Here is a 22,290-nt window from a genome sequence, read left to right on the forward strand (position 1 = left end):
AAACGTTCTGACATCGAGATCGTTGCAATCAACGACCTGTTAGACGCAGAGTACATGGCTTACATGCTGAAGTATGACTCCACTCACGGTCGTTTCGACGGTACCGTTGAAGTGAAAGACGGTCATCTGGTCGTTAACGGTAAAAAAATCCGTGTTACCGCTGAACGTGACCCGGCTAACCTGAAGTGGGACGAAGTTGGTGTTGACGTTGTTGCTGAAGCAACCGGTATCTTCCTGACCGACGAAACCGCTCGTAAACACATCACCGCTGGCGCGAAAAAAGTCGTTCTGACTGGCCCGTCCAAAGACAACACTCCGATGTTCGTTCGCGGCGCTAACTTCGACGCTTACGCTGGCCAGGACATCGTTTCCAACGCTTCCTGCACCACCAACTGCCTGGCGCCGCTGGCTAAAGTTATCAACGACAACTTCGGTATCGTTGAAGGCCTGATGACCACCGTCCACGCTACCACCGCTACTCAGAAAACCGTTGATGGCCCGTCTCACAAAGACTGGCGCGGCGGCCGCGGCGCAGCTCAGAACATCATCCCGTCCTCTACCGGCGCTGCTAAAGCAGTAGGTAAAGTACTGCCAGAACTGAACGGCAAACTGACCGGTATGGCGTTCCGCGTTCCGACTCCGAACGTATCTGTTGTTGACCTGACCGTTCGTCTGGAAAAAGCAGCGTCCTACGAAGAAATCAAGAAAGCCATCAAAGCCGCTTCTGAAGGCGCTATGAAAGGCGTTCTGGGTTACACCGAAGACGACGTTGTTTCTACCGACTTCAACGGCGAAGTTTGCACTTCCGTGTTCGATGCTAAAGCGGGTATCGCACTGAACGACAACTTCGTGAAACTGGTTTCCTGGTACGACAACGAAACCGGCTACTCCAACAAAGTTCTGGATCTGATTGCCCACATCTCCAAATAAGTTGAGATGAAAAAGTAATCTGTAAGAGCGACTTCGGTCGCTCTTTTTTTTGTCTGCAGAGATAGGATTGCACAATGATAAATAAAATTTTTGCTCTCCCGGTGAATGAAACCATTTCTCCCGTGATCTCCCGTCGCCAGCTGGACGACCTGGAGCTGATTGTCATCGACCATCCGCAGGTGAAAGNGAACGTTCTGACATCGAGATCGTTGCAATCAACGACCTGTTAGACGCTGACTACATGGCTTACATGCTGAAGTATGACTCCACTCACGGCCGTTTCAACGGTACCGTTGAAGTGAAAGACGGTCATCTGATCGTTAACGGTAAAAAAATCCGTGTTACCGCTGAGCGTGACCCGGCTAACCTGAAGTGGGACGAAGTGGGTGTTGACGTTGTTGCTGAAGCAACCGGTATCTTCCTGACCGACGAAACCGCTCGTAAACACATCACCGCTGGCGCGAAAAAAGTCGTACTGACTGGCCCGTCCAAAGACAACACTCCGATGTTTGTTAAAGGCGCTAACTTTGACAAATACGAAGGCCAGGACATCGTTTCCAACGCATCCTGCACCACCAACTGCCTGGCTCCGCTGGCAAAAGTTATCAACGACAACTTCGGCATCATCGAAGGTCTGATGACTACCGTTCACGCAACCACCGCGACTCAGAAAACCGTTGATGGCCCGTCTCACAAAGACTGGCGCGGCGGCCGCGGCGCAGCTCAGAACATCATCCCGTCCTCTACCGGCGCTGCTAAAGCTGTAGGTAAAGTTCTGCCAGAACTGAATGGCAAACTGACCGGTATGGCGTTCCGCGTTCCGACTCCGAACGTATCCGTTGTTGACCTGACCGTTCGTCTGGAAAAAGCTGCTTCTTATGAAGAAATTAAGAAAGCAATCAAAGCTGCTTCCGAAGGCGCAATGAAAGGCGTTCTGGGCTACACCGAAGACGACGTGGTATCCACCGATTTCAACGGTGAAATCTGCACTTCCGTATTCGACGCCAAAGCGGGTATCGCTCTGAACGACAACTTTGTGAAACTGGTTTCCTGGTACGATAACGAAACTGGTTACTCCAACAAGGTTCTGGACCTGATTGCTCACATCTCCAAATAAGTTGGGATGAGACAGTAATCTGTAAGAGCGACTTCGGTCGCTCTTTTTTTTGTCTGAAGATAAAGGATTGCGTAATGATTAATAAAATTTTTGCCCTCCCGGTTATCGAACAGCTTACCCCTGTACTTTCCCGCCGCCAGCTTGATGACCTGGAGCTGATCGTCGTTGACCATCCGCAGGTGAAAGCGTCCGTGGCTTTCCAGGGCGCTCACCTGCTCTCCTGGAAGCCCGCTGGCGAAGAAGAAGTCCTGTGGCTCAGCGGCAACACCCCATTTAAAAACGGCGTTGCCCTGCGCGGCGGCGTGCCGATTTGCTGGCCGTGGTTTGGTCCTTCTGCTCTGCAGGGTCTGCCCTCCCACGGCTTCGCCCGCAACCTGCCGTGGGCCCTGAAAGGGCACGATGAAGACGACAACGGCGTGGTGCTGACCTTTGCACTGAAAAGCAGCGACGCCACCCGCCAGTACTGGCCGCACGAGTTCACCCTGCTGGCGCGCTTTAAGCTGGGCAAAACCTGCGAAATTGAGCTGGAGGCGCACGGCGAATTTGAAACCACGTCTGCCCTGCATACCTATTTCAACGTCGGCGACATTGCGGCAGTGAAGGTCAGCGGTCTGGGCGACCGTTATATTGATAAAGTGAAAAATGCGGAAGAAGGCGTATTAAGCAACGGCACAGAGACTTTTCCCGACCGTACCGACCGCGTCTATCTGAATGCCGAAACCTGCAGCGTGATTCATGACGATGCGCTGAACCGCAACATCGACGTTACGCATCATCATAACAGCAACGTTGTGGCCTGGAACCCGGGCCCGGCGCTTTCCGTCAGCATGGGCGACATGCCGGATGATGGTTACAAGACCTTCGTTTGTGTAGAAACCTGCTGCGTGACCGAAACGCAGAAGGCCAGCGAAGAGAAACCTTCGCGCCTGACGCAAACCCTCCGCGTGGTGAAACGCTAACGCCAGGAAGCTTGGCCCACGGGTTAACCGCGTGTGCGCCATATCTGCCGGATGACGGCTGAAGCCCCGCGAAGTCGGGGCTTTTCTTAAACGCTTGTTCAGACCATATCCAGTGGCGTTTTTCTGGCCGGCGCCGGGTAGGCGTTATCCAGAAGCGCAAGCTCCTCATCGTTCAGCACAATATCCAGCACCGCGGCATTTTGCCTGACATGCTCAATGCTTGACGCTTTCGGGATCGCTATTACGCCCCGGTGGCTAATCACCCACGCCAGCAGAATCTGCGCCGCGGTTACGCCCCGCTCCTGCGCAATATTTTTCACAACGGTATGATTTAAAAGTCCATTGCGCAGTCGACCGGCCTGAGCCAGCGGACAATATGCCATCACCGGCAGCCGCTGCTGCTGGCACCACGGCAGGAGGTCATATTCAATACCGCGGGAGGCCAGATGGTAGAGCACCTGATTGGTCGCGCACTGTTCGCCGCCGTTCGCCTGCCAGAGTTCCTGCATATCATCGTAATCGAGGTTTGATACGCCCCAGCGACGAATTTTCCCCTGCGCAACGAGCGCGTCCATGCCCGCAACCGTCTCCTGCAATGAATAGTCCCCGCGCCAGTGCAGCAGATAGAGATCCAGATAGTCGGTATTGAGGCGGCGCAGGCTCTCCTCGCAGGCGCTGGCTATTTTGCGACCGCCAGCGTTCCACGGATAGACTTTAGACACCAGCACCACGCGCTCGCGCTGCCCGCGAATGGCCTCGCCGACAACCTCTTCGGCGCCGCCGTCGGCGTACATTTCCGCCGTATCGATCACCGTCAGGCCAAGATCGATGCCCGCGCGTAGTGCAGCAGACTCCTGCGCGCGCAGAGCCGGGTTTTCGCCCATGAACCAGGTCCCCTGCCCTATGAGCGGAACCGCTGAATGCTCGCCAAAACGGATTGTCCTTTCTGCCATGACATGCTCCTGTGTTTGATTGCACCACCGTAATGCAAAACAGGGCTTTACGCCCTGTTTTGATGCACAAATTGCACTGTAATAACGCACTATCAGAAGGAGTAAGTGATCCCGGTTGAAATCAGCCCGCTCCAGGATTTGTCCACCATCGGGCTATCGGTAATTTCGTCAGACAGGCGGGTATAGCGCGCCACGCCGTATACGCTCCAGTCGCCGAGGAAACGATAGTTAGCCGACAGCTCAAGGTACGGGTTCCAGCTGCTGTCCGGATCGTAGCTGCGCATGCCGCTGCGATTCGACTCATGCTTCGAAACACCGTAGTAGTACTCGTTCTGGTTGTCGCTGTTCCACTCCACGCCAATACCCGGCGTAAGCGTCAGGTTGCCGTTGGTATAGCGATACAGCCAGGCCAGATCCCACACGATACCGTTGCTGTTATCGAGGGTGTCCCCCGACAGCGCGGTGCGCAGGAAACCGTACTGCGTATAGTGTTCGTAGGAAAGCCCTGCCATCACCGTGGACTTACGTTTATCCAGACGGCGCATCTGCTCGCTATCGCTGTCGCCTGGCTTAAAGTACATCGGCGACCAGTAGGCGGTCACGGAGAGCTTATCGTTGGTATCATTCCACAGGTAGAGACCACCGCCCAGGCCGCGGAACCAGAAGTTATCGCTCTCGTAATTAATCACCGGCACCGGGTAAACATCAGCATCATATTGCTTGTACGGATGTTCAACGACGCCTACACCCGCCCCTAAAGTGAACTTCCCTTCAGCGTGTACGGCGGATGCTGAAGTCGCAATCAACACACCAAGTGCCAGAAGTTTGATTTTAGTCACGATCCATATTCCTGTTGTCAAATTATTAGCGCAGGCAGTTTAACGTTGTATACGTCATGCCTCAAATTCTTTACCAGTCATTACACTGAATTCACCAGATTCTCATCATCAGATGACCACCCGCTGACAGCTGAATGACAGCGTCATGACGCGGCGAAACCCGAAGTGGGAATGAGACGCTGCTTTTCCGGATGAGTTGTTGATAAGTCATTGAAATTGATTTTCTGCGCCATGCAAGTTTTCCAAATGCATCTACGCTTTAATTTAGAAGAAGTAAATGCGGGGCACGTTATCCCGAGACTTCGCCAACCTGGCATAAGGGTTGCTGGAGATTCAGAGAGCGCTGTGCAGCTTACCTCTTCCGGGAGCTCCCACTATTCATATGAACGGCTCTCAACCTGTGCTAAAAACGAAAGGACGGCATGCCATGAATATATTCGATCACTATCGCCAGCGCTATGAAGCTGCCAAGGACGAAGAGTTCACACTGCAGGAGTTTCTTACCATCTGTCGGCAAGATCGCAGTGCTTATGCTAACGCAGCAGAAAGATTGCTGATGGCCATCGGTGAGCCGGTCATGGTCGATACGGCCCTCGAACCCAGGCTATCCCGTCTCTTTTCAAACCGGGTCGTCGCGCGCTACCCGGCCTTTGAAGAGTTTTACGGTATGGAAGATGCCATCGAGCAAATTGTTTCTTACTTAAAACACGCCGCTCAGGGGCTGGAAGAGAAGAAACAGATTCTGTATCTGCTGGGCCCCGTGGGCGGCGGTAAATCATCGCTTGCCGAACGCCTGAAGTCCTTGATGCAGCGCGTCCCTATCTATGTGCTCAGCGCAAACGGTGAGCGCAGCCCGGTCAACGACCATCCGCTGTGTCTGTTTAACCCGCAGGAGGATGCGCAAATCCTCGAAAAAGAGTACGGCATTCCAAACCGCTATCTGGGGACGATTATGTCGCCGTGGGCGGCCAAGCGTCTGCATGAATTCGGCGGCGACATCACGAAATTCCGCGTGGTGAAAGTGTGGCCGTCAATCCTGGCGCAGATTGCCATCGCCAAAACCGAGCCCGGTGACGAAAACAACCAGGACATCTCGGCGCTGGTCGGTAAAGTCGATATCCGTAAACTGGAACACTACGCGCAGAATGACCCGGACGCCTACGGCTACTCCGGCGCTCTGTGCCGCGCCAACCAGGGGCTGATGGAGTTCGTCGAGATGTTTAAAGCGCCTATCAAGGTGCTGCATCCGCTGCTGACCGCGACGCAGGAAGGTAACTATAACGGTACCGAAGGGATCTCCGCCCTGCCGTTCAACGGGATTATCCTCGCCCACTCCAACGAATCGGAATGGGTGACCTTCCGTAATAACAAAAACAATGAGGCCTTCCTCGACCGCGTGTATATCGTCAAGGTGCCTTATTGCCTGCGTATCTCGGAAGAGATCCGTATCTATGAAAAACTGCTTAACAACAGCGAGCTGACCCATGCGCCGTGTGCGCCGAGCACGCTGGAAACGCTGTCGCGCTTCTCCATTCTGTCGCGCCTGAAAGAGCCGGAAAACTCGAGCATTTATTCAAAAATGCGCGTCTATGACGGCGAAAGCCTGAAAGACACCGACCCGAAAGCGAAATCCTATCAGGAGTATCGCGATTATGCCGGCGTTGATGAAGGGATGAACGGCCTGTCTACCCGCTTCGCGTTCAAAATCCTGTCGCGGGTATTTAACTTTGACCATGCCGAAGTCGCCGCCAACCCGGTGCATCTGTTCTACGTCCTCGAGCAGCAGATCGAGCGCGAGCAGTTCCCGCAGGAGCAGTCCGAGCGTTACCTTGAGTTCCTCAAAGGCTATCTGATCCCGAAATACGCCGAGTTTATCGGGAAAGAGATCCAGACCGCCTACCTTGAGTCCTACTCGGAGTACGGGCAGAACATTTTTGACCGTTATGTCACCTACGCTGACTTCTGGATTCAGGATCAGGAGTATCGCGACCCGGATACCGGCCAGCTGTTTGACCGCGAGTCGCTGAATGCGGAACTGGAGAAAATCGAGAAGCCCGCCGGGATCAGCAACCCGAAAGACTTCCGTAACGAAATAGTCAACTTCGTGCTGCGCGCCAGAGCGCACAACAGCGGGCGTAATCCAAACTGGACCAGCTACGAGAAACTGCGCACGGTTATCGAGAAGAAAATGTTCTCCAATACCGAAGAGCTGTTGCCGGTGATTTCCTTCAACACCAAAACGTCAACCGATGAGCAGAAAAAACACGATGACTTTGTCGACCGCATGATGGAAAAAGGCTATACCCGCAAGCAGGTTCGCCTGCTGTGCGAATGGTATCTGCGGGTACGTAAATCATCCTGATAGACCAGCCCGGCAGGCAGCGGCTGCCGGGCTAATAATAACTGCGAAGACCCAATGACATTCAGCGCCAGGCATATTTCAGCGCCTGAATGGCCGGGGCATAAGTTGGCAAATGCAGTACAGGAGGGCATATGACCTGGTTCATAGACCGACGCCTGAACGGGAAAAATAAAAGCGCCGTCAACCGGCAGCGCTTTCTGCGCCGCTATAAAGCGCAGATAAAACAGTCGATCTCCGAGGCCATAAACAAGCGCTCGGTAACCGATATTCAGAGCGGAGAGTCCGTCTCCATCCCAACGGACGATATTAACGAACCGATGTTTCATCAGGGGCGCGGCGGCCTGCGCAATCGCGTACACCCGGGTAACGATCACTTCGTACAGAATGACCGCATTGAGCGCCCTCAGGGCGGCGGAGGCGGTGGAGGCAGCGGTCAGGGCCAGGCCAGCGCCGACGGAGAAGGTCAGGATGAGTTTGTTTTTCAGATTTCGAAAGACGAATATCTCGATCTGCTCTTTGAAGATCTCGCCCTGCCGAACCTGAAGAAAAACCAGCAGCGTCAGCTGACGGAATATAAAACCCATCGCGCGGGATATACCGCTAACGGTGTGCCCGCTAACATCAGCGTCGTTCGCTCGCTGCAAAACTCGCTGGCGCGCCGCACGGCGATGACCGCCGGTAAACGCCGGGAACTGCACGCGCTGGAAGAAGACCTGGACACCATTAGCAAAAGCGAACCGGCGCAGCTGCTTGAAGAGGAGCGGCTGCGCAAAGAGATAGCCGAACTGCGGGCGAAAATTGACCGCGTGCCGTTCATTGACACTTTCGATCTGCGTTACAAGAACTACGAAAAACGGCCAGAACCGTCAAGTCAGGCCGTGATGTTCTGCCTGATGGACGTTTCCGGCTCCATGGACCAGGCGACAAAGGACATGGCAAAACGCTTTTACATCCTGCTGTATCTGTTCCTCAGCCGGACCTATAAAAACGTTGATGTGGTTTATATCCGCCACCATACGCAGGCGAAAGAGGTCGACGAGCACGAATTCTTCTATTCGCAGGAAACCGGCGGCACCATTGTCTCCAGCGCCCTGAAGCTGATGGATGAAGTGGTCAAAGAGCGCTATGACCCGGCGCAGTGGAATATCTACGCCGCGCAGGCTTCGGATGGCGATAACTGGGCGGACGATTCACCGCTGTGTCACGAACTGCTGGCGAAGAAAATCCTGCCCGTGGTGCGCTACTATAGCTATATCGAGATAACCCGGCGCGCGCACCAGACGCTGTGGCGGGAATATGAACACCTGCAGTCAACCTTCGAAAACTTTGCTATGCAGCATATTCGCGACCCGGAAGATATTTATCCGGTTTTCCGTGAACTGTTTCATAAGCAGACCTCAAAAGCGGACGGTTAAGCCTTTCCGGACAGCCAGCACAGACGCTGGCTGTTTTTTTACCCCGCCTTACCCGGCTCGCGCCTGTTGCAGAGTGACGGGATCAATCTCCGCCATTATCAGGTCGGGCAAGCTCTCCAGCTGGTATACCTTGCCGCATTTAACGATAATCTGCCGCGCGTTGTCGTACCCCGGCGCCCAGAGTCGATTATTCATCCGCACATCTTTGTAGACCGCGATAAGCGGTTTTTTCCACGCCGCCGCCATATGGACCACCGAGGTATCCGGCGAGATAACTAAGTCGGCCTCGGCGATAAGCGCCATGCAGTGGTGCAGCGTTTTGAACGGATTCACGCAGACCTTCTCCGGCAGGGGAATCCGGATTTCATTGCGATGATCGAGCAATATGATATTGACGTCCGGATAATCCTCGCACAGCCTGGCGATAAGCGTTGCCAGCTGCGCCTGCGACATACTGCGGTCCTGATGCCCGGCAAAAATATTAATCACCACGTTACGCCCGTTGAGCGCCGCCAGATAATCACGAACCTGCTGGCTGATATCCTGCGGAATATGCAGATCATAAGATTGCAGAGATTTTTTATCCAGCTGGAGATAATCAGCGATGAAAGAAAAGGTCTTACTGACGTGCCAGTTTTCACAGTCAAAATCAAAAGACTTGCTGTAGTGTTTAATAGAAGGCCACTTATTGAAACCCAGTACCGCTCTGGGCTTTATCTGTCGTAACAGCAGCATCCTGTGTACCGGAATATCAAACAACGACGGGTCGATTACAATATCGTACTTATTATTCGCAAGCTCAGTAATAACTGACTGAGGAACGTTATGGGTAAATTTGTGCAAATAATCCGCCGAGTCGACATTCTCGGCTTCATAGATATGGCGAATGCGAGGATTATACCGCATGACCTGACTATTGGATTTGGTCAACAGAAAGTCAACGGTCATTCCCGCCTCGTGAAGGCATTTAACCAGCGCTGAATCAACAACTACATCGCCGATCGCACCTTCATTACGCATTAACAGCACCGTTTTCGCGGAGGTTAAATCAGCTTCGCGGCGCGCGCGACTATCCCAGAACGCTTTAGCGATATAGACTCGCAGATCATTGCGTATTTTCTTAAAAAAATAATTTCGACGCCTGTTTAGCGCCCTTATTTTTTTAAACTTTCGAGGGGATCCCTGCACCGCTGCGTTTTCCATCATCATAACCTCATTGCCGCTTTCAATAGTACTGCCTGTAACCCTGCTAAGGACTGGTAAAAATAAGAAAAGTTCGCTTGATAATTAACATTATTTCATTTTTAGCTGCACCAGGATAGCCATAGCAGCGTCATTGCAGCATATTTCATTGAGGATAAAATGAGTGAAAAATGGATTTTGCAGGATATTTACGACAGCAACATTCATTAGCGCCCTCATATTTAATAAACTATTTATTTCCATTGCCGCGCGATACTGACCGAGTCCGGCACTGGATAGATAAACAGTCTGTCTGCCACCGAACGTGGCGTCCCTGCGCCGCACATGGTAGAATTGTCTTAATTGTGCTGGCGAAATTATCATCATGAAATTACAGAATAAATTACTCCGTCATTTCATTTCTGCGGGGGTGGTTGTCCTGACATCTTCATTTCTGGTGTATGAATTAGTCGCCAGCCATCGGGATATGTCGGAATACATGCGCTACATCGTCGAGAAGGGCGAATCCGCCTTTCTGTACGATAAATATCAAAATCAGCTGGTTATCTCCCAGGTCTCGCGAAAGCTGGATACGCATCCCGCGGCCGAAAAGGCCCGACAGGCCTGCGCTGGCGTGCAGACCAATGGCAACGTATACGGGCTCAATATCGCCGGGCATACCTTCCCCGGGCTTCACGGTACGCTCAGCACCACCCAGCCTTCGTGCGAGCCGTGGATTAACGATCTCCCGGCGCTGCAGGCTTTTGATGCCGCGATAGCCCAAAGCGATATTATCGCCGCACTGAATTCGGCAACGTTCAAATCAGATAAACGCTTCCGCTATTACCTCGATTTAGACAATAAATACGCGTATTTCTATTCGCCGATTGAGATAGATAGCAGCCCCGTTGATAACTGGAACTTTCTTCACGACAGTAAACTGGGCATCACTCAGTTCAGTCTTAACGGTTTACTTCGCGGGCGTACGCTAATTTCCAGCATCTATGCTGACGCGCTAACCGGACAGAATATTTTGTCGTTCTTAACCCCGGTCTATTATCGGGATCGGCTGAAGGGTATTGTGATGGTAGACGTCACTCGTCACGATATTGAGAAGCTGCTCTATACCACCGACCGCCCCCTGGTCTGGCGCTATCTCGACATCACCTTAACGGACTCGGACTCAACGTCTGAAATCCGCGTTCACCGCAGCAAGACGCATTTTTTCAGCTACGCCCACCATAGCCAGCAGGTCGCAGAAAACCTGCACATTTCGCTATCGCTGGATATGTCCTATTTTCTGCTGAGCTCCTGGAAGCTATTTTTGTTTTACCTGATATCTACCGGCGTTCTGCTGCACCTGGTACGCATGCACTTTCGCCTGTATACCGACGTTTTTAAAGAAAACATTAGTGATTCCTTAACCGGTCTGTACAACCGAAAAATTCTCTCCTCGCTGCTGGAATCGCGTATGCAAAAGCTCACCGAGCAAGGTGTAAATATCGTGTTTATGGCGCTGGACTGCGACCGGCTAAAATACCTTAATGACACCTGGGGGCACGATGAAGGCGACCGCGCCATCGTGCTGCTCGCCCAGTCCATTTCCGCCGCCATACGTAAAAGCGATTACGGTATCCGGCTGGGCGGCGATGAGTTCTTCCTGATACTGATCGATTATGAGGAACAGGAGGCGAAAAATATACCCGAGCGCATTCGCCAGCACCTGAAGGAAATTGACATTAACCAGCGCGTTAATTTTTCATGGGGGGCCTGCAGCATGGCGCCGGGGGACAGCCTGGCCGACGTCATGAAAATCGCGGATGCCCGGCTGTACGAAAATAAAAAGCAAAAAAAACACGCTTACCCGGGGCGAGAGGATTAATCTTGAGGTTTTATTTTTAAGGAAAAAAACGACATGAACGCGCCAGTAAAAGTGAGTATTCATCAGCAGCTGTTGGCGCTGCTTAACCGCGACCACGCCCGTTACCGGGTCGTGGAACATGAAGCCGTCGGAAAGTGTGAAGCCGTGTCGAAGATCCGCGGCACCGCGCTGGGTCAGGGAGCGAAAGCGCTGGTATGTAAAATTAAAGGACATGGGGTTAATCAGCACGTTCTGGCTATCCTTGCCGCCGATCTGCAGGCGGATTTAGCCCGTCTGGCCGAATACGTCGGCGGCAGCAAAGCCTCTCTGGCCAGTCCGGCGGAAGTTGACGCCCTGACCGCCTGCGTCTTTGGCGCCATTCCCCCTTTCAGCTTCCACCCCTCTTTACGCCTGGTCGCCGACCCGCTGCTGTTTGAGCGCTTCCCGGAAATCGCCTTCAACGCCGGGCAGCTTGATAAGTCCATCATCCTTGATACCGCCGACTATCTGCGTATTGCCCGTCCGGAACTGATCGCGTTTCATCGCGAAGCCTGATTGTTCCCTCTCCTGCGCCAGGGCGCGGATTGTGCCGCGGGTGAAAATCGATCGTGCAGATGCCTCAAATCGCGAGTCTGCGATAAAAAACCTGTTTACTTACGCGATTATGCGTAGAGTAAACGGGCTGTTCTTTTTTATATTCTGGCAAGGACCTCTGCACATGCTCGACACCACCCTGTTAATACTGCTGGGCCTGGCGGCGCTCGGCTTTATTAGCCATAACACCACCGTAGCTATTTCAATCCTGGTATTAATTATCGTCCGCGTCACCCCGCTCAACGCCTTCTTTCCGTGGATTGAAAAGCAAGGGCTGACCATCGGTATTATTATTCTCACCATCGGCGTGATGGCGCCCATTGCCAGCGGCACGCTACCGCCCTCTACGCTGCTGCACTCCTTCGTGAACTGGAAATCGTTGCTGGCGATTGCCGTGGGGGTTTTTGTTTCCTGGCTCGGCGGGCGCGGCGTGGCGCTGATGGGCTCGCAGCCGCAGCTGGTAGCCGGACTGCTGGTCGGCACCGTGCTCGGCGTCGCCCTCTTCCGCGGCGTCCCGGTCGGCCCGCTGATCGCCGCCGGGATCATTTCGCTGTTTATTGGGAAGTCGTAGCCAGGCTGGCAAGATAGCGCCCCGGGGTTTGCCCGAGGCCCTTTTTAAACATGGTAATAAAGGCGGTGGTCGAGTCATAGCCCAGGCTCTGCGCCGTCTGCTGTACCGTCTGCCCGCGGATCAGCATCTGCAGGGAGAGGATCAGCTGCAGCTGATGTCGCCAGCGGCGAAAGCTTAAGCCCGTCTCACGCACCACCAGCCGCGCCAGATTGCGTTCGCTCATGGCAAACTCCGCCGCCCACTGCGCCAGCGTTTGCCAGCGGGCCGGGTCGACGGCCATCATGTCCACCATCTGACGAATTTTTGGATGCCCGGAGACCGGGAGCTGCAGGTGCTCCTGCGGCTGCTGCGGGAGTTCATCGAACAGCACCTGCACCAGGCGGTTCATTGCCGGTTTAGCGAGTTCGGCCCTGCCGCGCTCGGCCATAACGAGGATAAGCTCGCGCACCAGCGGCGAAATCTTTAGCGTGCAGCAGAAATCCGGCATCGGCGCCGCGTGGGGTTCAATAAATAAAAAGCAGACCTGCGCCTCCGGCGTCGCGCGATTGCTGTGCGGCACCTGTCCCGGTACCCACACCGCGTACTGCGGAGGCACCATCCACATCGCGTTCTCCACTTCGCAGGTCAGCGCACCGTGCAGCGCCAGGATGAGCTGACCTTTACGGTGCTGATGGCGCGGAATGTACTGCTCGTCCGCGACCACCTGAATACGAAAAGCCGCCGCCGCTTCGTGGCCGCTGTCCGGGTCGTAGCCGTCCAGGCCGAGTCCGATCATGATATTGTCCGATTTTAGCGATAATCTGTCATTTTAGCTTGATTTAAACAGGCGGCAAACAGGCTATGGTAAGCGCCACGTATTCTTGTTTGAGATAGCCATGAATTCTGTTTCACCTTCTGCCGGCCGCCGTAATCTGCTATTGATTGCCGGTATTCTGCTTATCGCCACCACCTTGCGGGTCACCTTTACCGGCGCCGCGCCGCTGCTTGATGCCATTCGCAGCGAATATGGCCTTACCACCGCGCAAACCGGTCTGTTAACCACCCTGCCGCTGCTGGCCTTTGGCCTGGTCTCGCCGCTGGCGGCAGGTGTCGCCCGCCGATTCGGCATTGAACGTAGCCTGCTGCTGGCGATGATCCTGATTTGCCTCGGCGTGGGTCTGCGCTCCCTGCCCTTCGTCTCGCTGCTGTTTATCGGAACCGCGATTATCGGCTGCGGCATCGCCCTGGGCAACGTTCTGCTGCCCGGACTGATCAAACGTGACTTCTCGCAGCACGTCGCCAAAATGACCGGCGCTTACTCTCTCACCATGGGGGGCGCGGCGGCGCTGGGTTCGGCAATGGTCGTTCCGCTGGCGCTCGCCGGACTGGGCTGGCGCGGCGCGCTGTTGATGCTGATGGCATTTCCGCTGCTGGCGCTGTTTATCTGGCTACCGCAGGCGCGCAGGCAAGTCACCGCGCCGCTGACGGGGTCGGGCGCCATCCACAACCGCGGGATCTGGCGCTCGGCGCTGGCCTGGCAGGTGACGCTGTTTCTCGGGATTAACTCGCTGGTCTACTACGTCATCATCGGCTGGCTGCCCGCCATTTTGCAAAGCATAGGCTACAGCGAAGCGCAGGCGGGCTCCCTGCACGGGCTGCTCCAGTTGGCCACCGCGGCGCCGGGGCTGGCGATCCCGTTAATACTGCATCGGCTGAAAGATCAGCGCGGCATTGCGGTGCTGGTCGCCCTGATGTGCGCAGTCAGCGCGCTCGGTTTATGGTTTTTACCCGCTCAGGCGGTGCTGTGGACGCTTATCTTTGGCTTCGGTTCCGGCGCGACCATGATTCTGGGATTGACCTTTATCGGGCTGCGCGCCAGCTCGGCGCACCAGGCCGCCGCGCTGTCGGGAATGGCGCAGGCGGTGGGCTATCTGCTGGCCGCCTGCGGACCGCCGGTGATGGGAAAAATTCATGATGCCAACGGCGACTGGCATATCCCGCTGATCGCCGTGGCGCTGATTTCCGTTGCGATGGCGATATTTGGCGCGCTGGCCGGTCGCGATCGGGAGATCAACGGCTAGCGATATCAACGCCCGGCAACCGCCGCCGGGCGTTCGCTCACTGACTTGCCGCGCGTAAAAACGCGTGAACCAGCGGCGCAGGCCTGCCTTCCAGCGCATTGCGCTCGTGCTGAAATAGCGTGGCGACAAAGAACGGATGCGTCACCATTTCTACCGCCCGAATCTCACCGTCATCATCCCAGCCCGTAACCCGCAGGTCGCCCTGCTCCAGCTCGCGGGCAAAATCGGCGGCAATCCCGTAGCTGCAGTGGTAACCCTCTTCAATACTGTCGCGGCCATAGGCGCGAGAGATCAGCGTATTGGCCCGCAGTTCAATGTTGTCCGACTTTTCTACCAGCGAGCAGCTAAGCGGCGCGATAACCATCCGGCCTTCGGTATCGGTTTCCGCATGTGCGGCATCCCGCCAGCCCATAACGTTGCGCGCGTATTCGATAATCGCGTGCTGGAATCCTCCGCAGGTGCCAAGGAATGGAATGCTGTTTTCCCGCGCGTGGCGTATAGCGATAAACGCGCCTTCGGCGTTTTTATAGGGGCTGGCGGGAACCACCCAGATAGCATCGTAATCAGCGAGATCGTCAGCGGACTTTATTTCGCTGGTAGCCAGCCAGTCATAACGCAGCGGCAGCTCCAGTACGGCGGCGGCATCATCAATCGCCAGGGGAATCGCTTTATGGGCAACTACATCAGGGTTGTAATCACCAACCAGGGCAATACGCAGGAGGGAGTTCATAGCAGGATCCTTATGTCAGAGCGAATATCAGGCAACACAAGGAGCCTCAGGTTAGCGATCTCAACGGCAGAACACAATCCTTATTTTGTCTGCTTCTGAACGCGGGTAATTTAGTCTGACTGGCGCTATGGTATAGGGCAGACAAATCGCTATGGATGCATGATGAAGGACAAAATTTTGGTTAGCGCCTGCCTGATGGGCTTTCAGGTTCGCTATAACGGTAGCCATAAAGCCCGGCTGGCTAACGCGCTGTCTCGCTGGCAGAGCGAGGGGCGGCTGGTCACCCACTGCCCGGAGCTGGCTGCCGGATTGCCCATCCCCAGGCTACCGGCGGAAATCCTTGGCGCGCAGGGAGCGGATGTCATGCAAAACCGTGCGAAAATTGTTGAAAGTGACGGCCAGGACGTCACTGCGCGCTATCAGCTGGCCGCCTGGCTGGCGCTAAAAGCAGCGCAGGAGGAAGGCTGTACCGCAGCATTGCTCACCGACGGCAGCCCAACCTGCGGCAGTCAGTTTATCTATGATGGTACCTTTAACGGACAGCGCAAACCCGGTGCCGGCGTTGCCGCCGCCCTGCTTCGCGAATACGGGATAACGGTATTTTCCGAGCAGCAGTTGCCGCAGCTGCTTGCCTGGATGGAACAGAGGGAGAGTGACGATGATTCAATGTAAACGGGTTTATGACCCGCAGGAAGCGAGCGACGGCTACCGGATACTGGTAGACCGCCTGTGGCCGCGCGGAATAAAAAAAGAGGCGCTGAATTACGATGAGTGGTGCAAAATCCTGGCGCCATCGACTGATTTGCGTAAGGCTTTTCACGGCGAGACGCTTGATTTTGCCCACTTTAGCCAGCGCTATCGCCAGGAGCTGGAAGCCCACCGCGATGAAGGCGAGCGCCTGGCCGCGCTTGCCAGGCAGCAGCCGCTGACGCTGCTCTACGCGGCGAAAAACACCCGGCAAAACCATGCCCAGGTGCTGGCTGACTGGCTGAAAGCGCTATGACTTAGCCGGATGATCGCGGCGCCAGAGCGCCCATTCATCTAACGTTTCACCACTGGGTAACTTGCACTCGGTGCGCACGCCCTGCGGGCTTTGAACAGGAACCTGTTTCCCTCCCAGCTGCTGGCAGTATACCGAAGCCGGGTTAGCCATCCCTATCGGGTGTGCTTGCTGCGTCGGCTGACTCTGCGCGCATCCGGCAAGCGCCAGAGGCAGCATGACTATCATCCCCTTCATTTCCCCTCCTTAATCGTTTAAAACGGTCTTTCACCCTGAATCTCCACGGTTTCTCCATTTTAGCTGCACTTTTGCATCGTAGAGTAGCCCTGTTCTCGAATTGACCAGAGAACAGATCATTCCATAATCAATGAGTTTTCCCCGTCGCCCCCGACGGGGCTTTTTTTCCCGCCGCGGATGCAGGTATTCTCCCCCCAGATGTGTTAAATTTTGTGTATCTCTGTTAATTCTGCGCTGATTGTTTTTTAGCATCATTTGCTGGTAGTGACGATTAGCATTCGGGAGCCGTATTTCTCATGTCCGATTTTATTCTCGCTCGCGTGTCGCAAACGCTCGCTAATGAACACTCCCTCGAAACCCTGGTGCGACAGCTGCTTGAGATGCTGGAGCTGGTTACCCGAATGGAATCTACCTACCTGACTCGTATCGACTTCGACGCGCAGCGCCAGCATATTATGTACGCGCACAACAGCAGCGAAATGCAGATCCCCGAAGGGTTCTCCGTCCCGTGGAACGACTCGCTGTGCAAACGCGCGCTGGACGACCGCTGCATTTTTAGCAACGATGTCGCCGAGCGCTGGCGTTCGTGTCTCGCCGCCCAGGATTTGGGGATCGCCACCTTTTTCAGCATTCCCGTGCGCCTGACCGACGGCTCATTATTCGGCACGCTGTGCGCCACCAGCCGGGCAAGACAGCCCTATAACATTGAGGGTGAGCAGGTGATGAATCTGTTTGCCAACCTCATCTCCCATTACGTTGAGAAAGAGACGCTGGTACAGCAGCTTCGGGCGGCTAACGTCGCGCTGGAGATGCATTCGTATACCGACGAGCTTACGGGTTTGCCGAATCGCCGCTCGCTGTTTAAGCATCTTGCCGCGCAGTTTTCGCAGGCCCGGGAACAGCAGCGCAGCGTGCTGCTGATTTTTATCGATCTCGATGATTTCAAAGCAATCAACGATCGATTCGGCCATCCGTGCGGCGACAGCTTTTTGATTCAGATCGGAGAACGCCTGGCCGCCCGCGTGCGCAGCGGCGATATTGTAGGCCGTCTCGGCGGCGATGAGTTTTTAATTGTCGGTACGGGTCCCGATTCAGCCGACCAGCAGGAGTATATCGCCGCGTTACGTCAAGCGCTGGCGGGGATCTATTTCCTTGGCGAACACCGGATTAACTACCCCGGCGCCAGCTTTGGGGTGATTGAAGCCGACCCCTGGCAGATCGACGTTGAACTGGCGCTGCGCGCCGCCGATGAGGCGATGTATCAGGATAAGCAGTCTCGCCGTCAGGGACGTTTTTTTCATATTGACTAATCTACGGTGAAATCCCGTATCATAGTCGACACGACTCGCACTTACAGGGGCTCAATAATGAGACTGGGTATTCTATTTCCGGTGGCTATTTTTATCGTCGCCGTGGTTTTTCTGGGCTGGTTTTTTGTCGGCGGCTATGCGGCACCAGGCGGAGCGTAATGAAAAAAAGCACCATAATTATGCTTATTGTCGCCATCGTCGCCGTGGCAGGTACGCAATTGGGCTGGTGGTAAATCCAGGATTATTCGCGCGTCTTTCCGGCAAGGATTGCAGAATTATCTCATCTACTCAATAAGTTAAAAGCATACACTCACCTCATCAGCCGATGGCGCATGCCCGTTTTTGCGCACGGATTTAACTGGAGAAGTGAGAAATGAAAAAACCGATCGTGTTGCCGTTGATTCTCGCGCTTTGCACGCTGTTATCGGGATGTATTGTCGACCCAGGCTATCACCATCAACACCGCCACCATCATCATGACGACAGAGACTGGCGATAGCCGTGGAAACATAATAAGGCGAACTTCGGTTCGCCTTATTGCATGAAATTAGTCCCGGCGGTCGGAACCTAAAAAGAGGAAACCCAGCGGGATGGAAAACAGCAGCGTAAACACAATGCTGTAAACCGTGACCATCGCCCCCTGCAGGAAGAACATTGACGTCGTCCATTCTGAATACGGCATATTGTATTCACTCACCACGCCGCCAAAGGTGGCGCGCCCAACCACGATAAGCGCGATGGCAAAGATCGCCGCGATCGACAAAAAGAACTTCTTGCTGTTTTTATTGCTGGTGAGTTTCTGCAGAATCATCCGGGTTCCCTTTTTTCTGAGCGATAATCGGCTGTATATGTAACACCAATGCAATCAAAATTGAAGGGATTTTGTTACGAGGCAGTGACAGTCACTATAGGGCCGGTCCCGCGTACCGGCCCCCAACGATTACGACTGGAGCGTCGCCAGACGGGCGGCAAAACCGACAAACACAAGGCCTATCATACTGTTGCCGATTTTCGCCAGCTTCTTTTTCGTCTTCACGTAACGCGTGACGAAAGAGCCGGAGAGGATCAAAAAGCTCATATAGATGAAGCTGATTATCTCCAGGGTCAGCGCCAGAATAAAGAACGCCAGCCCGGGCGTTTTGGCGCCGACGTCAATAAACTGCACGAAGAATGAGACATAAAAAAGAATCGCTTTTGGATTCGTCAGGCTAAGGGTCAGCGAACGTTTGAGAATCGCGCTGCCCGGCTCGGAATCAGCAGACGAATGACCATCACGCTGGGTTAACACCGCGTAGAGCATCTTGCCGCCCATCCACAGCAGATAAATCGCCCCCAGGTAACGCACGATATTGAACAGCACCGGCGTAGTCTTGATGAGCGTCGCGACGCCGGCAAAAGCCAGAAACATCAGCACCGCATCGCCAATAAACACGCCTGCCGCCGCCAGATACCCTTTCTTAACGCCGTGGGCGATGCCGGTCTTGAGGACAAAAAAGGTATTCGGGCCGGGAACCAGGATGATAAAGATAGCGCCGACCAGATAGGTCAGGTAATTCAATACACCAAACTCAGCGAACACAACGCACTCCTTCGCTTACAACAAAAAATATGATCCCGCGCACGTTAACGCAACCGGGACCATTTTGAAAGCGCCGCGAGTGCGGAGAGCTTAATAGAGCGAAGTTTCGCCAAGCGGACGGGTTTTAAAGCGGCGGTGAACCCACAGGTATTGCTCCGGCGCGCGCAGGATCTCTTTCTCTATAACCTTGTTGATATAGCTTGCCGCATCCTGTTTATCTTCGCCAGGATAGTCGCTCATGACGTCGCTGATGTGCAGGCTATAACCTCTGCGGTCCGCTTTACGCACCATGCTGATGGTGAGCATTTTCGCGCCCGACAAACGAGAGAGTACGTAGGTACCGTTGGTCGTTGCTGCCTGCTGTACCGAGAAGAACGGAGCAAATACGCTCCCCTTCGGGCCGTAGTCCTGATCCGGCGCAAACCACACCGCTTCACCCGACTTTAAGGCATGTACCAGACCGGATAAATTACGACGGTCAATCATCGCCTTGTTCGAGCGCAAACGACCGCGCGTCTGCACCCACTCCATCAATGGGCTATTGTGCGGACGGTAGGTCGCCATCATCGGACGACACAGCCCCATCGTACGGCCACCCAGTTCAAGCGACATAAAGTGGACGCCAACGACCATCACGCCTTTTTGCTCGCTCAGGGCATTATTGAGATTGACCATGCCTTCCACGTCAAACCATTTCTTAACGCGCTCATCGCTCCAGAACCATGCCATCCCTGTTTCAATCAGACCCATCCCTAGCGACATGAAGTTCTGCTCGATAAGCTTTTCGCGCGCCGCGGGCGACATGGTGGGAAAGCAAAGTTCGAGATTGCGTCTGGCGATATGCTCACGGCGTTTCAGGAAGCGCCGGGATGCGCGACCGGCGCTGGTACCGATAAGATGCAAGACGGGATAAGGAAGCTGGACGATGAGCCAGAGCACGCTCAGGCCAAACCAGGTCCCCCAATTACGGGGATGAAGAAGTTTTTTATTAAAAGCGCAAGACATGTTTTTTCCTGTAAACATTAGAACATGAGGTAACGCTTAAGGAAAAAACGAGTCCCTTCATCTGTCATTAGGCGGTACGTGTAGCAGTTCAGACAATAATAATCCTGGTAAATTCACTCCGGCAAGTAAAAAAAGAGGTCAACAGAAAAAAACACAATACCAGCACACCTGTAACAAAATGTAAATAAAAAAGTGAATAATAAACCTCAAATATCCACCACAAGAATGATTAACGCGCTAATCATTCAACATAAAGTATGCGTCTTTTCCAACCAGAACGTCGCTGTGGTAACCCGCAGGCCGCAGCTGAAGCCGCGTCGAGGTACGGCTGCATCCAGATGAGATCGGGATAGCCTCTGCTTTCTGTTATCCTTTTCACAACGTTTGCAGACAGGCTATTCCTTTATCTTCCATAAGCCTCACTGACATAAAATAGAAATATTAAAAATGAGTGTCAGCGAAATGACTAAAATAAGAATCAGCTTATTTTACTTTCCTGACAATAATTAATATTTATCGACAATTATCCATATCGCCGGTGGGCTATTTCAGACTTTTTACCTCCGTTGCTTTAACAGAACAGCAGGCAATAAAGTTCAAATGCCTTTTATGACGTTGAAAAAAACGCAACATAGATAAAAATCTCGGACGATTCTCGCGCTTCAACAAGCCATTGCCGACAATTTTTAGCGCCTGTTTAAAACCTTCATCTTTCATCAACCCTCGCGGCGACATCAGCGACATCGGTCCATGATGAATGCTTACGGCATCAAAGCCGGTCCGTTGGAAAAGCGTCTGCCAGGCGGCGGCGCTCAGCGGGCTGACGTGGGATTTCACCACCCCCTGCAGCTGCCGCCGGGTGTCCTCTCCCAGCGCATCCTGCGTATACATGATATCGTGCGTCAGCAAACGACCGCCGGGCTTAAGAACGCGAAAATATTCCGCCACCAGTTTCTCTTTGGCTTTATCCGCATACATGGTGAGCATCGCTTCATTTATCACCATATCAAACGTTGCATCGGCAAATGGCAGCCGAGCGGCATTCGCCTCCATCACTATCACCCGATGATCCACACCTTCGCGAACGATATTTTGCCGGGCTTTCGCCAGCGCGTCTTTATCCATATCGATGGCGTAAACGCTGCAGTGAAAACGCTGCGCCAGCTCAATAGAGGTTGTCCCCATATTACAGGCTACCTCCAGAACTTTACTGTCGGCGGTAAAACCCGCCTGCTGAAATAGCCACTCTGTGGCTTCAATGCCGCCGGGGCGTAAGCGGGTTTTCCCCAGGCTTGCCAAAAACGTATGTCCGGCTTTTTCGCTTGCGTTCATTTGTCTCTCCTCACTCCCTATAAGATGCATTATAAATACAACATTAAGGTTAAGGAGGGAATAATGATAATGAATTTTATTTTCATTAAGAAGAAAGGGAAAGAAATGATGCAATGAGGGGAAAAATCTATTCAATATTTAACAATAACTTATCGTTACTATGGGTCTGTATGGCCCTTATCCCTGTCGCGCTTTATTGAAATGATAACCATTCTCATATTAACATATACCGTATTGATCAACTCTCCTGAACC

The 22,290-nt window shown here is 53.8% G+C and carries 24 protein-coding genes and 2 pseudogenes; 16 read left to right on the top strand and 10 right to left on the bottom strand.

The genetic code is table 11. The features are described from left to right. The 4 genes and pseudogenes from gapA (FQK12_RS17585) to FQK12_RS17600 form a co-directional block, all read left to right on the top strand. The coding region (gene gapA / locus FQK12_RS17585) for a glyceraldehyde-3-phosphate dehydrogenase (protein WP_261393130.1) at window positions 1-930 on the top strand (930 nt) is incomplete at its 5' end. 74 nt (window positions 931-1,004) lie between these two features. Further along, window positions 1,005-1,124 (top strand): annotated as a pseudogene (locus FQK12_RS17590) (D-hexose-6-phosphate mutarotase); the annotation flags it as partial. Beyond that, window positions 1,118-2,047 (top strand): annotated as a pseudogene (gapA, locus tag FQK12_RS17595) (glyceraldehyde-3-phosphate dehydrogenase); the annotation flags it as partial. The pseudogenes FQK12_RS17590 and gapA (FQK12_RS17595), both read left to right, overlap by 7 nt. A gap of 74 nt (window positions 2,048-2,121) precedes the next feature. Further along, entirely contained in the window at window positions 2,122-3,006 is an 885-nt protein-coding gene (locus FQK12_RS17600; protein ID WP_014228951.1) for a D-hexose-6-phosphate mutarotase, read from the top strand. 98 nt (window positions 3,007-3,104) lie between these two features. Here FQK12_RS17600 and FQK12_RS17605 read toward each other — a convergent pair whose 3' ends face one another. Together FQK12_RS17605 and FQK12_RS17610 are read right to left on the bottom strand one after the other, a co-directional pair. Then, window positions 3,105-3,959, bottom strand: a complete 855-nt coding sequence (locus FQK12_RS17605) for an aldo/keto reductase (protein ID WP_014228950.1) — start codon at window positions 3,957-3,959, stop codon at window positions 3,105-3,107. Window positions 3,960-4,051: 92 nt separating this feature from the next. Then, window positions 4,052-4,798 carry a MipA/OmpV family protein gene (locus tag FQK12_RS17610; protein ID WP_004850021.1) on the bottom strand — a complete coding sequence of 249 codons (747 nt, stop codon included), beginning with the start codon at window positions 4,796-4,798 and terminating at the stop codon, window positions 4,052-4,054. A gap of 427 nt (window positions 4,799-5,225) precedes the next feature. On the opposite strand from FQK12_RS17610, the gene yeaG reads away from it, so the two are divergent. Beyond that, the gene (yeaG, locus tag FQK12_RS17615; RefSeq protein WP_014228949.1) at window positions 5,226-7,160 is read left to right on the top strand and encodes a protein kinase YeaG; all 1,935 of its coding nucleotides are present in this window, start codon (window positions 5,226-5,228) and stop codon (window positions 7,158-7,160) included. 131 nt (window positions 7,161-7,291) lie between these two features. Beyond that, window positions 7,292-8,575 carry a YeaH/YhbH family protein gene (locus FQK12_RS17620; protein WP_004138302.1) on the top strand — a complete coding sequence of 428 codons (1,284 nt, stop codon included), beginning with the start codon at window positions 7,292-7,294 and terminating at the stop codon, window positions 8,573-8,575. Window positions 8,576-8,623: 48 nt separating this feature from the next. Here FQK12_RS17620 and FQK12_RS17625 read toward each other — a convergent pair whose 3' ends face one another. After that, window positions 8,624-9,781: a glycosyltransferase family 9 protein gene (locus tag FQK12_RS17625; RefSeq protein ID WP_014228948.1), complete on the bottom strand. Its 1,158-nt coding sequence runs from the start codon at window positions 9,779-9,781 to the stop codon at window positions 8,624-8,626. A gap of 361 nt (window positions 9,782-10,142) precedes the next feature. On the opposite strand from FQK12_RS17625, the gene dgcJ reads away from it, so the two are divergent. The 3 genes from dgcJ to FQK12_RS17640 all read left to right on the top strand — a co-directional run bounded on the left by dgcJ (window position 10,143) and on the right by FQK12_RS17640 (window position 12,783). Further along, the gene (gene dgcJ / locus FQK12_RS17630; protein WP_014228946.1) at window positions 10,143-11,639 is read left to right on the top strand and encodes a diguanylate cyclase DgcJ; all 1,497 of its coding nucleotides are present in this window, start codon (window positions 10,143-10,145) and stop codon (window positions 11,637-11,639) included. Between the two features lie 33 nt (window positions 11,640-11,672). Next, window positions 11,673-12,173, top strand: coding sequence for a YbaK/prolyl-tRNA synthetase associated domain-containing protein (locus FQK12_RS17635; RefSeq protein WP_004850011.1), 501 nt, complete (start codon window positions 11,673-11,675; stop codon window positions 12,171-12,173). Between the two features lie 163 nt (window positions 12,174-12,336). Beyond that, a complete protein-coding gene (locus FQK12_RS17640; RefSeq protein WP_004138309.1) occupies window positions 12,337-12,783 on the top strand; it encodes a DUF441 domain-containing protein in 447 nt (148 codons plus the stop codon). Here FQK12_RS17640 and FQK12_RS17645 read toward each other — a convergent pair. After that, window positions 12,767-13,561, bottom strand: coding sequence for an AraC family transcriptional regulator (locus FQK12_RS17645; protein ID WP_162097192.1), 795 nt, complete (start codon window positions 13,559-13,561; stop codon window positions 12,767-12,769). The genes FQK12_RS17640 and FQK12_RS17645 overlap by 17 nt on opposite strands. Before the next feature lie 97 nt (window positions 13,562-13,658). Between FQK12_RS17645 and FQK12_RS17650 the strand changes: the two genes are divergently transcribed. Next, entirely contained in the window at window positions 13,659-14,843 is a 1,185-nt protein-coding gene (locus tag FQK12_RS17650) for a CynX/NimT family MFS transporter (RefSeq protein WP_014228943.1), read from the top strand. A gap of 37 nt (window positions 14,844-14,880) precedes the next feature. On the opposite strand, the gene FQK12_RS17655 is transcribed toward FQK12_RS17650, so the two are convergent. After that, window positions 14,881-15,573 carry a CTP synthase gene (locus tag FQK12_RS17655; protein ID WP_014228942.1) on the bottom strand — a complete coding sequence of 231 codons (693 nt, stop codon included), beginning with the start codon at window positions 15,571-15,573 and terminating at the stop codon, window positions 14,881-14,883. A 162-nt stretch (window positions 15,574-15,735) separates the two neighbouring features. Between FQK12_RS17655 and FQK12_RS17660 the strand changes: the two genes are divergently transcribed. Together FQK12_RS17660 and FQK12_RS17665 are read left to right on the top strand one after the other, a co-directional pair. Continuing rightward, window positions 15,736-16,245, top strand: coding sequence for a DUF523 domain-containing protein (locus FQK12_RS17660; RefSeq protein WP_014228941.1), 510 nt, complete (start codon window positions 15,736-15,738; stop codon window positions 16,243-16,245). After that, a complete protein-coding gene (locus FQK12_RS17665; protein ID WP_014228940.1) occupies window positions 16,232-16,576 on the top strand; it encodes a DUF488 domain-containing protein in 345 nt (114 codons plus the stop codon). The genes FQK12_RS17660 and FQK12_RS17665 overlap by 14 nt, the downstream gene beginning before the upstream one ends. On the opposite strand, the gene FQK12_RS17670 is transcribed toward FQK12_RS17665, so the two are convergent. Beyond that, window positions 16,571-16,810 (bottom strand): DUF333 domain-containing protein, encoded by a 240-nt coding sequence (locus tag FQK12_RS17670; protein WP_014228939.1) that lies wholly within the window; start codon window positions 16,808-16,810, stop codon window positions 16,571-16,573. The genes FQK12_RS17665 and FQK12_RS17670 overlap by 6 nt on opposite strands. Before the next feature lie 296 nt (window positions 16,811-17,106). Here FQK12_RS17670 and FQK12_RS17675 point away from each other — a divergent pair, with 296 nt between their 5' ends. The 4 genes from FQK12_RS17675 to FQK12_RS17690 all read left to right on the top strand — a co-directional run bounded on the left by FQK12_RS17675 (window position 17,107) and on the right by FQK12_RS17690 (window position 18,619). Next, on the top strand, window positions 17,107-18,120 hold the full coding sequence (locus tag FQK12_RS17675; RefSeq protein ID WP_014228938.1) for a sensor domain-containing diguanylate cyclase: 1,014 nt from the start codon (window positions 17,107-17,109) through the stop codon (window positions 18,118-18,120). Window positions 18,121-18,177: 57 nt separating this feature from the next. Then, window positions 18,178-18,279 (top strand): YoaK family small membrane protein, encoded by a 102-nt coding sequence (locus tag FQK12_RS17680; protein ID WP_004101234.1) that lies wholly within the window; start codon window positions 18,178-18,180, stop codon window positions 18,277-18,279. Further along, the gene (gene yoaJ, locus FQK12_RS28000; protein ID WP_100248259.1) at window positions 18,279-18,353 is read left to right on the top strand and encodes a protein YoaJ; all 75 of its coding nucleotides are present in this window, start codon (window positions 18,279-18,281) and stop codon (window positions 18,351-18,353) included. Before FQK12_RS17680 ends, yoaJ begins: the two co-directional genes overlap by 1 nt. 140 nt (window positions 18,354-18,493) lie before the next feature. Continuing rightward, window positions 18,494-18,619 (top strand): hypothetical protein, encoded by a 126-nt coding sequence (locus FQK12_RS17690; protein ID WP_086074258.1) that lies wholly within the window; start codon window positions 18,494-18,496, stop codon window positions 18,617-18,619. A gap of 48 nt (window positions 18,620-18,667) precedes the next feature. Here the strand turns inward: FQK12_RS17690 and FQK12_RS17695 are convergent, their stop codons facing one another. The 4 genes from FQK12_RS17695 to FQK12_RS17710 all read right to left on the bottom strand — a co-directional run bounded on the left by FQK12_RS17695 (window position 18,668) and on the right by FQK12_RS17710 (window position 22,036). After that, on the bottom strand, window positions 18,668-18,931 hold the full coding sequence (locus FQK12_RS17695; RefSeq protein ID WP_004131510.1) for a DUF2534 family protein: 264 nt from the start codon (window positions 18,929-18,931) through the stop codon (window positions 18,668-18,670). A 129-nt stretch (window positions 18,932-19,060) separates the two neighbouring features. Next, the gene (leuE, locus tag FQK12_RS17700) at window positions 19,061-19,699 is read right to left on the bottom strand and encodes a leucine efflux protein LeuE (protein WP_014228937.1); all 639 of its coding nucleotides are present in this window, start codon (window positions 19,697-19,699) and stop codon (window positions 19,061-19,063) included. A 90-nt stretch (window positions 19,700-19,789) separates the two neighbouring features. Then, entirely contained in the window at window positions 19,790-20,704 is a 915-nt protein-coding gene (lpxP, locus tag FQK12_RS17705; RefSeq protein WP_009653416.1) for a kdo(2)-lipid IV(A) palmitoleoyltransferase, read from the bottom strand. 543 nt (window positions 20,705-21,247) lie between these two features. Further along, complete coding sequence (locus tag FQK12_RS17710; protein WP_014228936.1) at window positions 21,248-22,036, bottom strand: class I SAM-dependent methyltransferase; 789 nt, start codon at window positions 22,034-22,036, stop codon at window positions 21,248-21,250. Window positions 22,037-22,290: the final 254 nt, after the last annotated feature.

The sequence above is a fragment of the Klebsiella sp. ME-303 genome (assembly GCF_007910085.1).
GTDB classification, from domain to species: domain Bacteria; phylum Pseudomonadota; class Gammaproteobacteria; order Enterobacterales; family Enterobacteriaceae; genus Klebsiella; species Klebsiella michiganensis.

What these genes read in the sequence shown, in the direction of transcription:
- FQK12_RS17600 (WP_014228951.1), top strand. Translation starts at nt 2,122, where the DNA reads ATGATTAATAAAATTTTTGCCCTCCCGGTTATCGAACAGCTTACCCCT.
- FQK12_RS17605 (WP_014228950.1), bottom strand. Translation starts at nt 3,959, where the DNA reads ATGGCAGAAAGGACAATCCGTTTTGGCGAGCATTCAGCGGTTCCGCTC.
- yeaG (WP_014228949.1), top strand. Translation starts at nt 5,226, where the DNA reads ATGAATATATTCGATCACTATCGCCAGCGCTATGAAGCTGCCAAGGAC.
- FQK12_RS17620 (WP_004138302.1), top strand. Translation starts at nt 7,292, where the DNA reads ATGACCTGGTTCATAGACCGACGCCTGAACGGGAAAAATAAAAGCGCC.
- FQK12_RS17625 (WP_014228948.1), bottom strand. Translation starts at nt 9,781, where the DNA reads ATGATGGAAAACGCAGCGGTGCAGGGATCCCCTCGAAAGTTTAAAAAA.
- dgcJ (WP_014228946.1), top strand. Translation starts at nt 10,143, where the DNA reads ATGAAATTACAGAATAAATTACTCCGTCATTTCATTTCTGCGGGGGTG.
- FQK12_RS17635 (WP_004850011.1), top strand. Translation starts at nt 11,673, where the DNA reads ATGAACGCGCCAGTAAAAGTGAGTATTCATCAGCAGCTGTTGGCGCTG.
- FQK12_RS17640 (WP_004138309.1), top strand. Translation starts at nt 12,337, where the DNA reads ATGCTCGACACCACCCTGTTAATACTGCTGGGCCTGGCGGCGCTCGGC.
- FQK12_RS17650 (WP_014228943.1), top strand. Translation starts at nt 13,659, where the DNA reads ATGAATTCTGTTTCACCTTCTGCCGGCCGCCGTAATCTGCTATTGATT.
- FQK12_RS17655 (WP_014228942.1), bottom strand. Translation starts at nt 15,573, where the DNA reads ATGAACTCCCTCCTGCGTATTGCCCTGGTTGGTGATTACAACCCTGAT.
- FQK12_RS17660 (WP_014228941.1), top strand. Translation starts at nt 15,736, where the DNA reads ATGAAGGACAAAATTTTGGTTAGCGCCTGCCTGATGGGCTTTCAGGTT.
- FQK12_RS17665 (WP_014228940.1), top strand. Translation starts at nt 16,232, where the DNA reads ATGATTCAATGTAAACGGGTTTATGACCCGCAGGAAGCGAGCGACGGC.
- FQK12_RS17670 (WP_014228939.1), bottom strand. Translation starts at nt 16,810, where the DNA reads ATGAAGGGGATGATAGTCATGCTGCCTCTGGCGCTTGCCGGATGCGCG.
- FQK12_RS17675 (WP_014228938.1), top strand. Translation starts at nt 17,107, where the DNA reads ATGTCCGATTTTATTCTCGCTCGCGTGTCGCAAACGCTCGCTAATGAA.
- FQK12_RS17680 (WP_004101234.1), top strand. Translation starts at nt 18,178, where the DNA reads ATGAGACTGGGTATTCTATTTCCGGTGGCTATTTTTATCGTCGCCGTG.
- FQK12_RS17690 (WP_086074258.1), top strand. Translation starts at nt 18,494, where the DNA reads ATGAAAAAACCGATCGTGTTGCCGTTGATTCTCGCGCTTTGCACGCTG.
- FQK12_RS17695 (WP_004131510.1), bottom strand. Translation starts at nt 18,931, where the DNA reads ATGATTCTGCAGAAACTCACCAGCAATAAAAACAGCAAGAAGTTCTTT.
- lpxP (WP_009653416.1), bottom strand. Translation starts at nt 20,704, where the DNA reads ATGTCTTGCGCTTTTAATAAAAAACTTCTTCATCCCCGTAATTGGGGG.
- FQK12_RS17710 (WP_014228936.1), bottom strand. Translation starts at nt 22,036, where the DNA reads ATGAACGCAAGCGAAAAAGCCGGACATACGTTTTTGGCAAGCCTGGGG.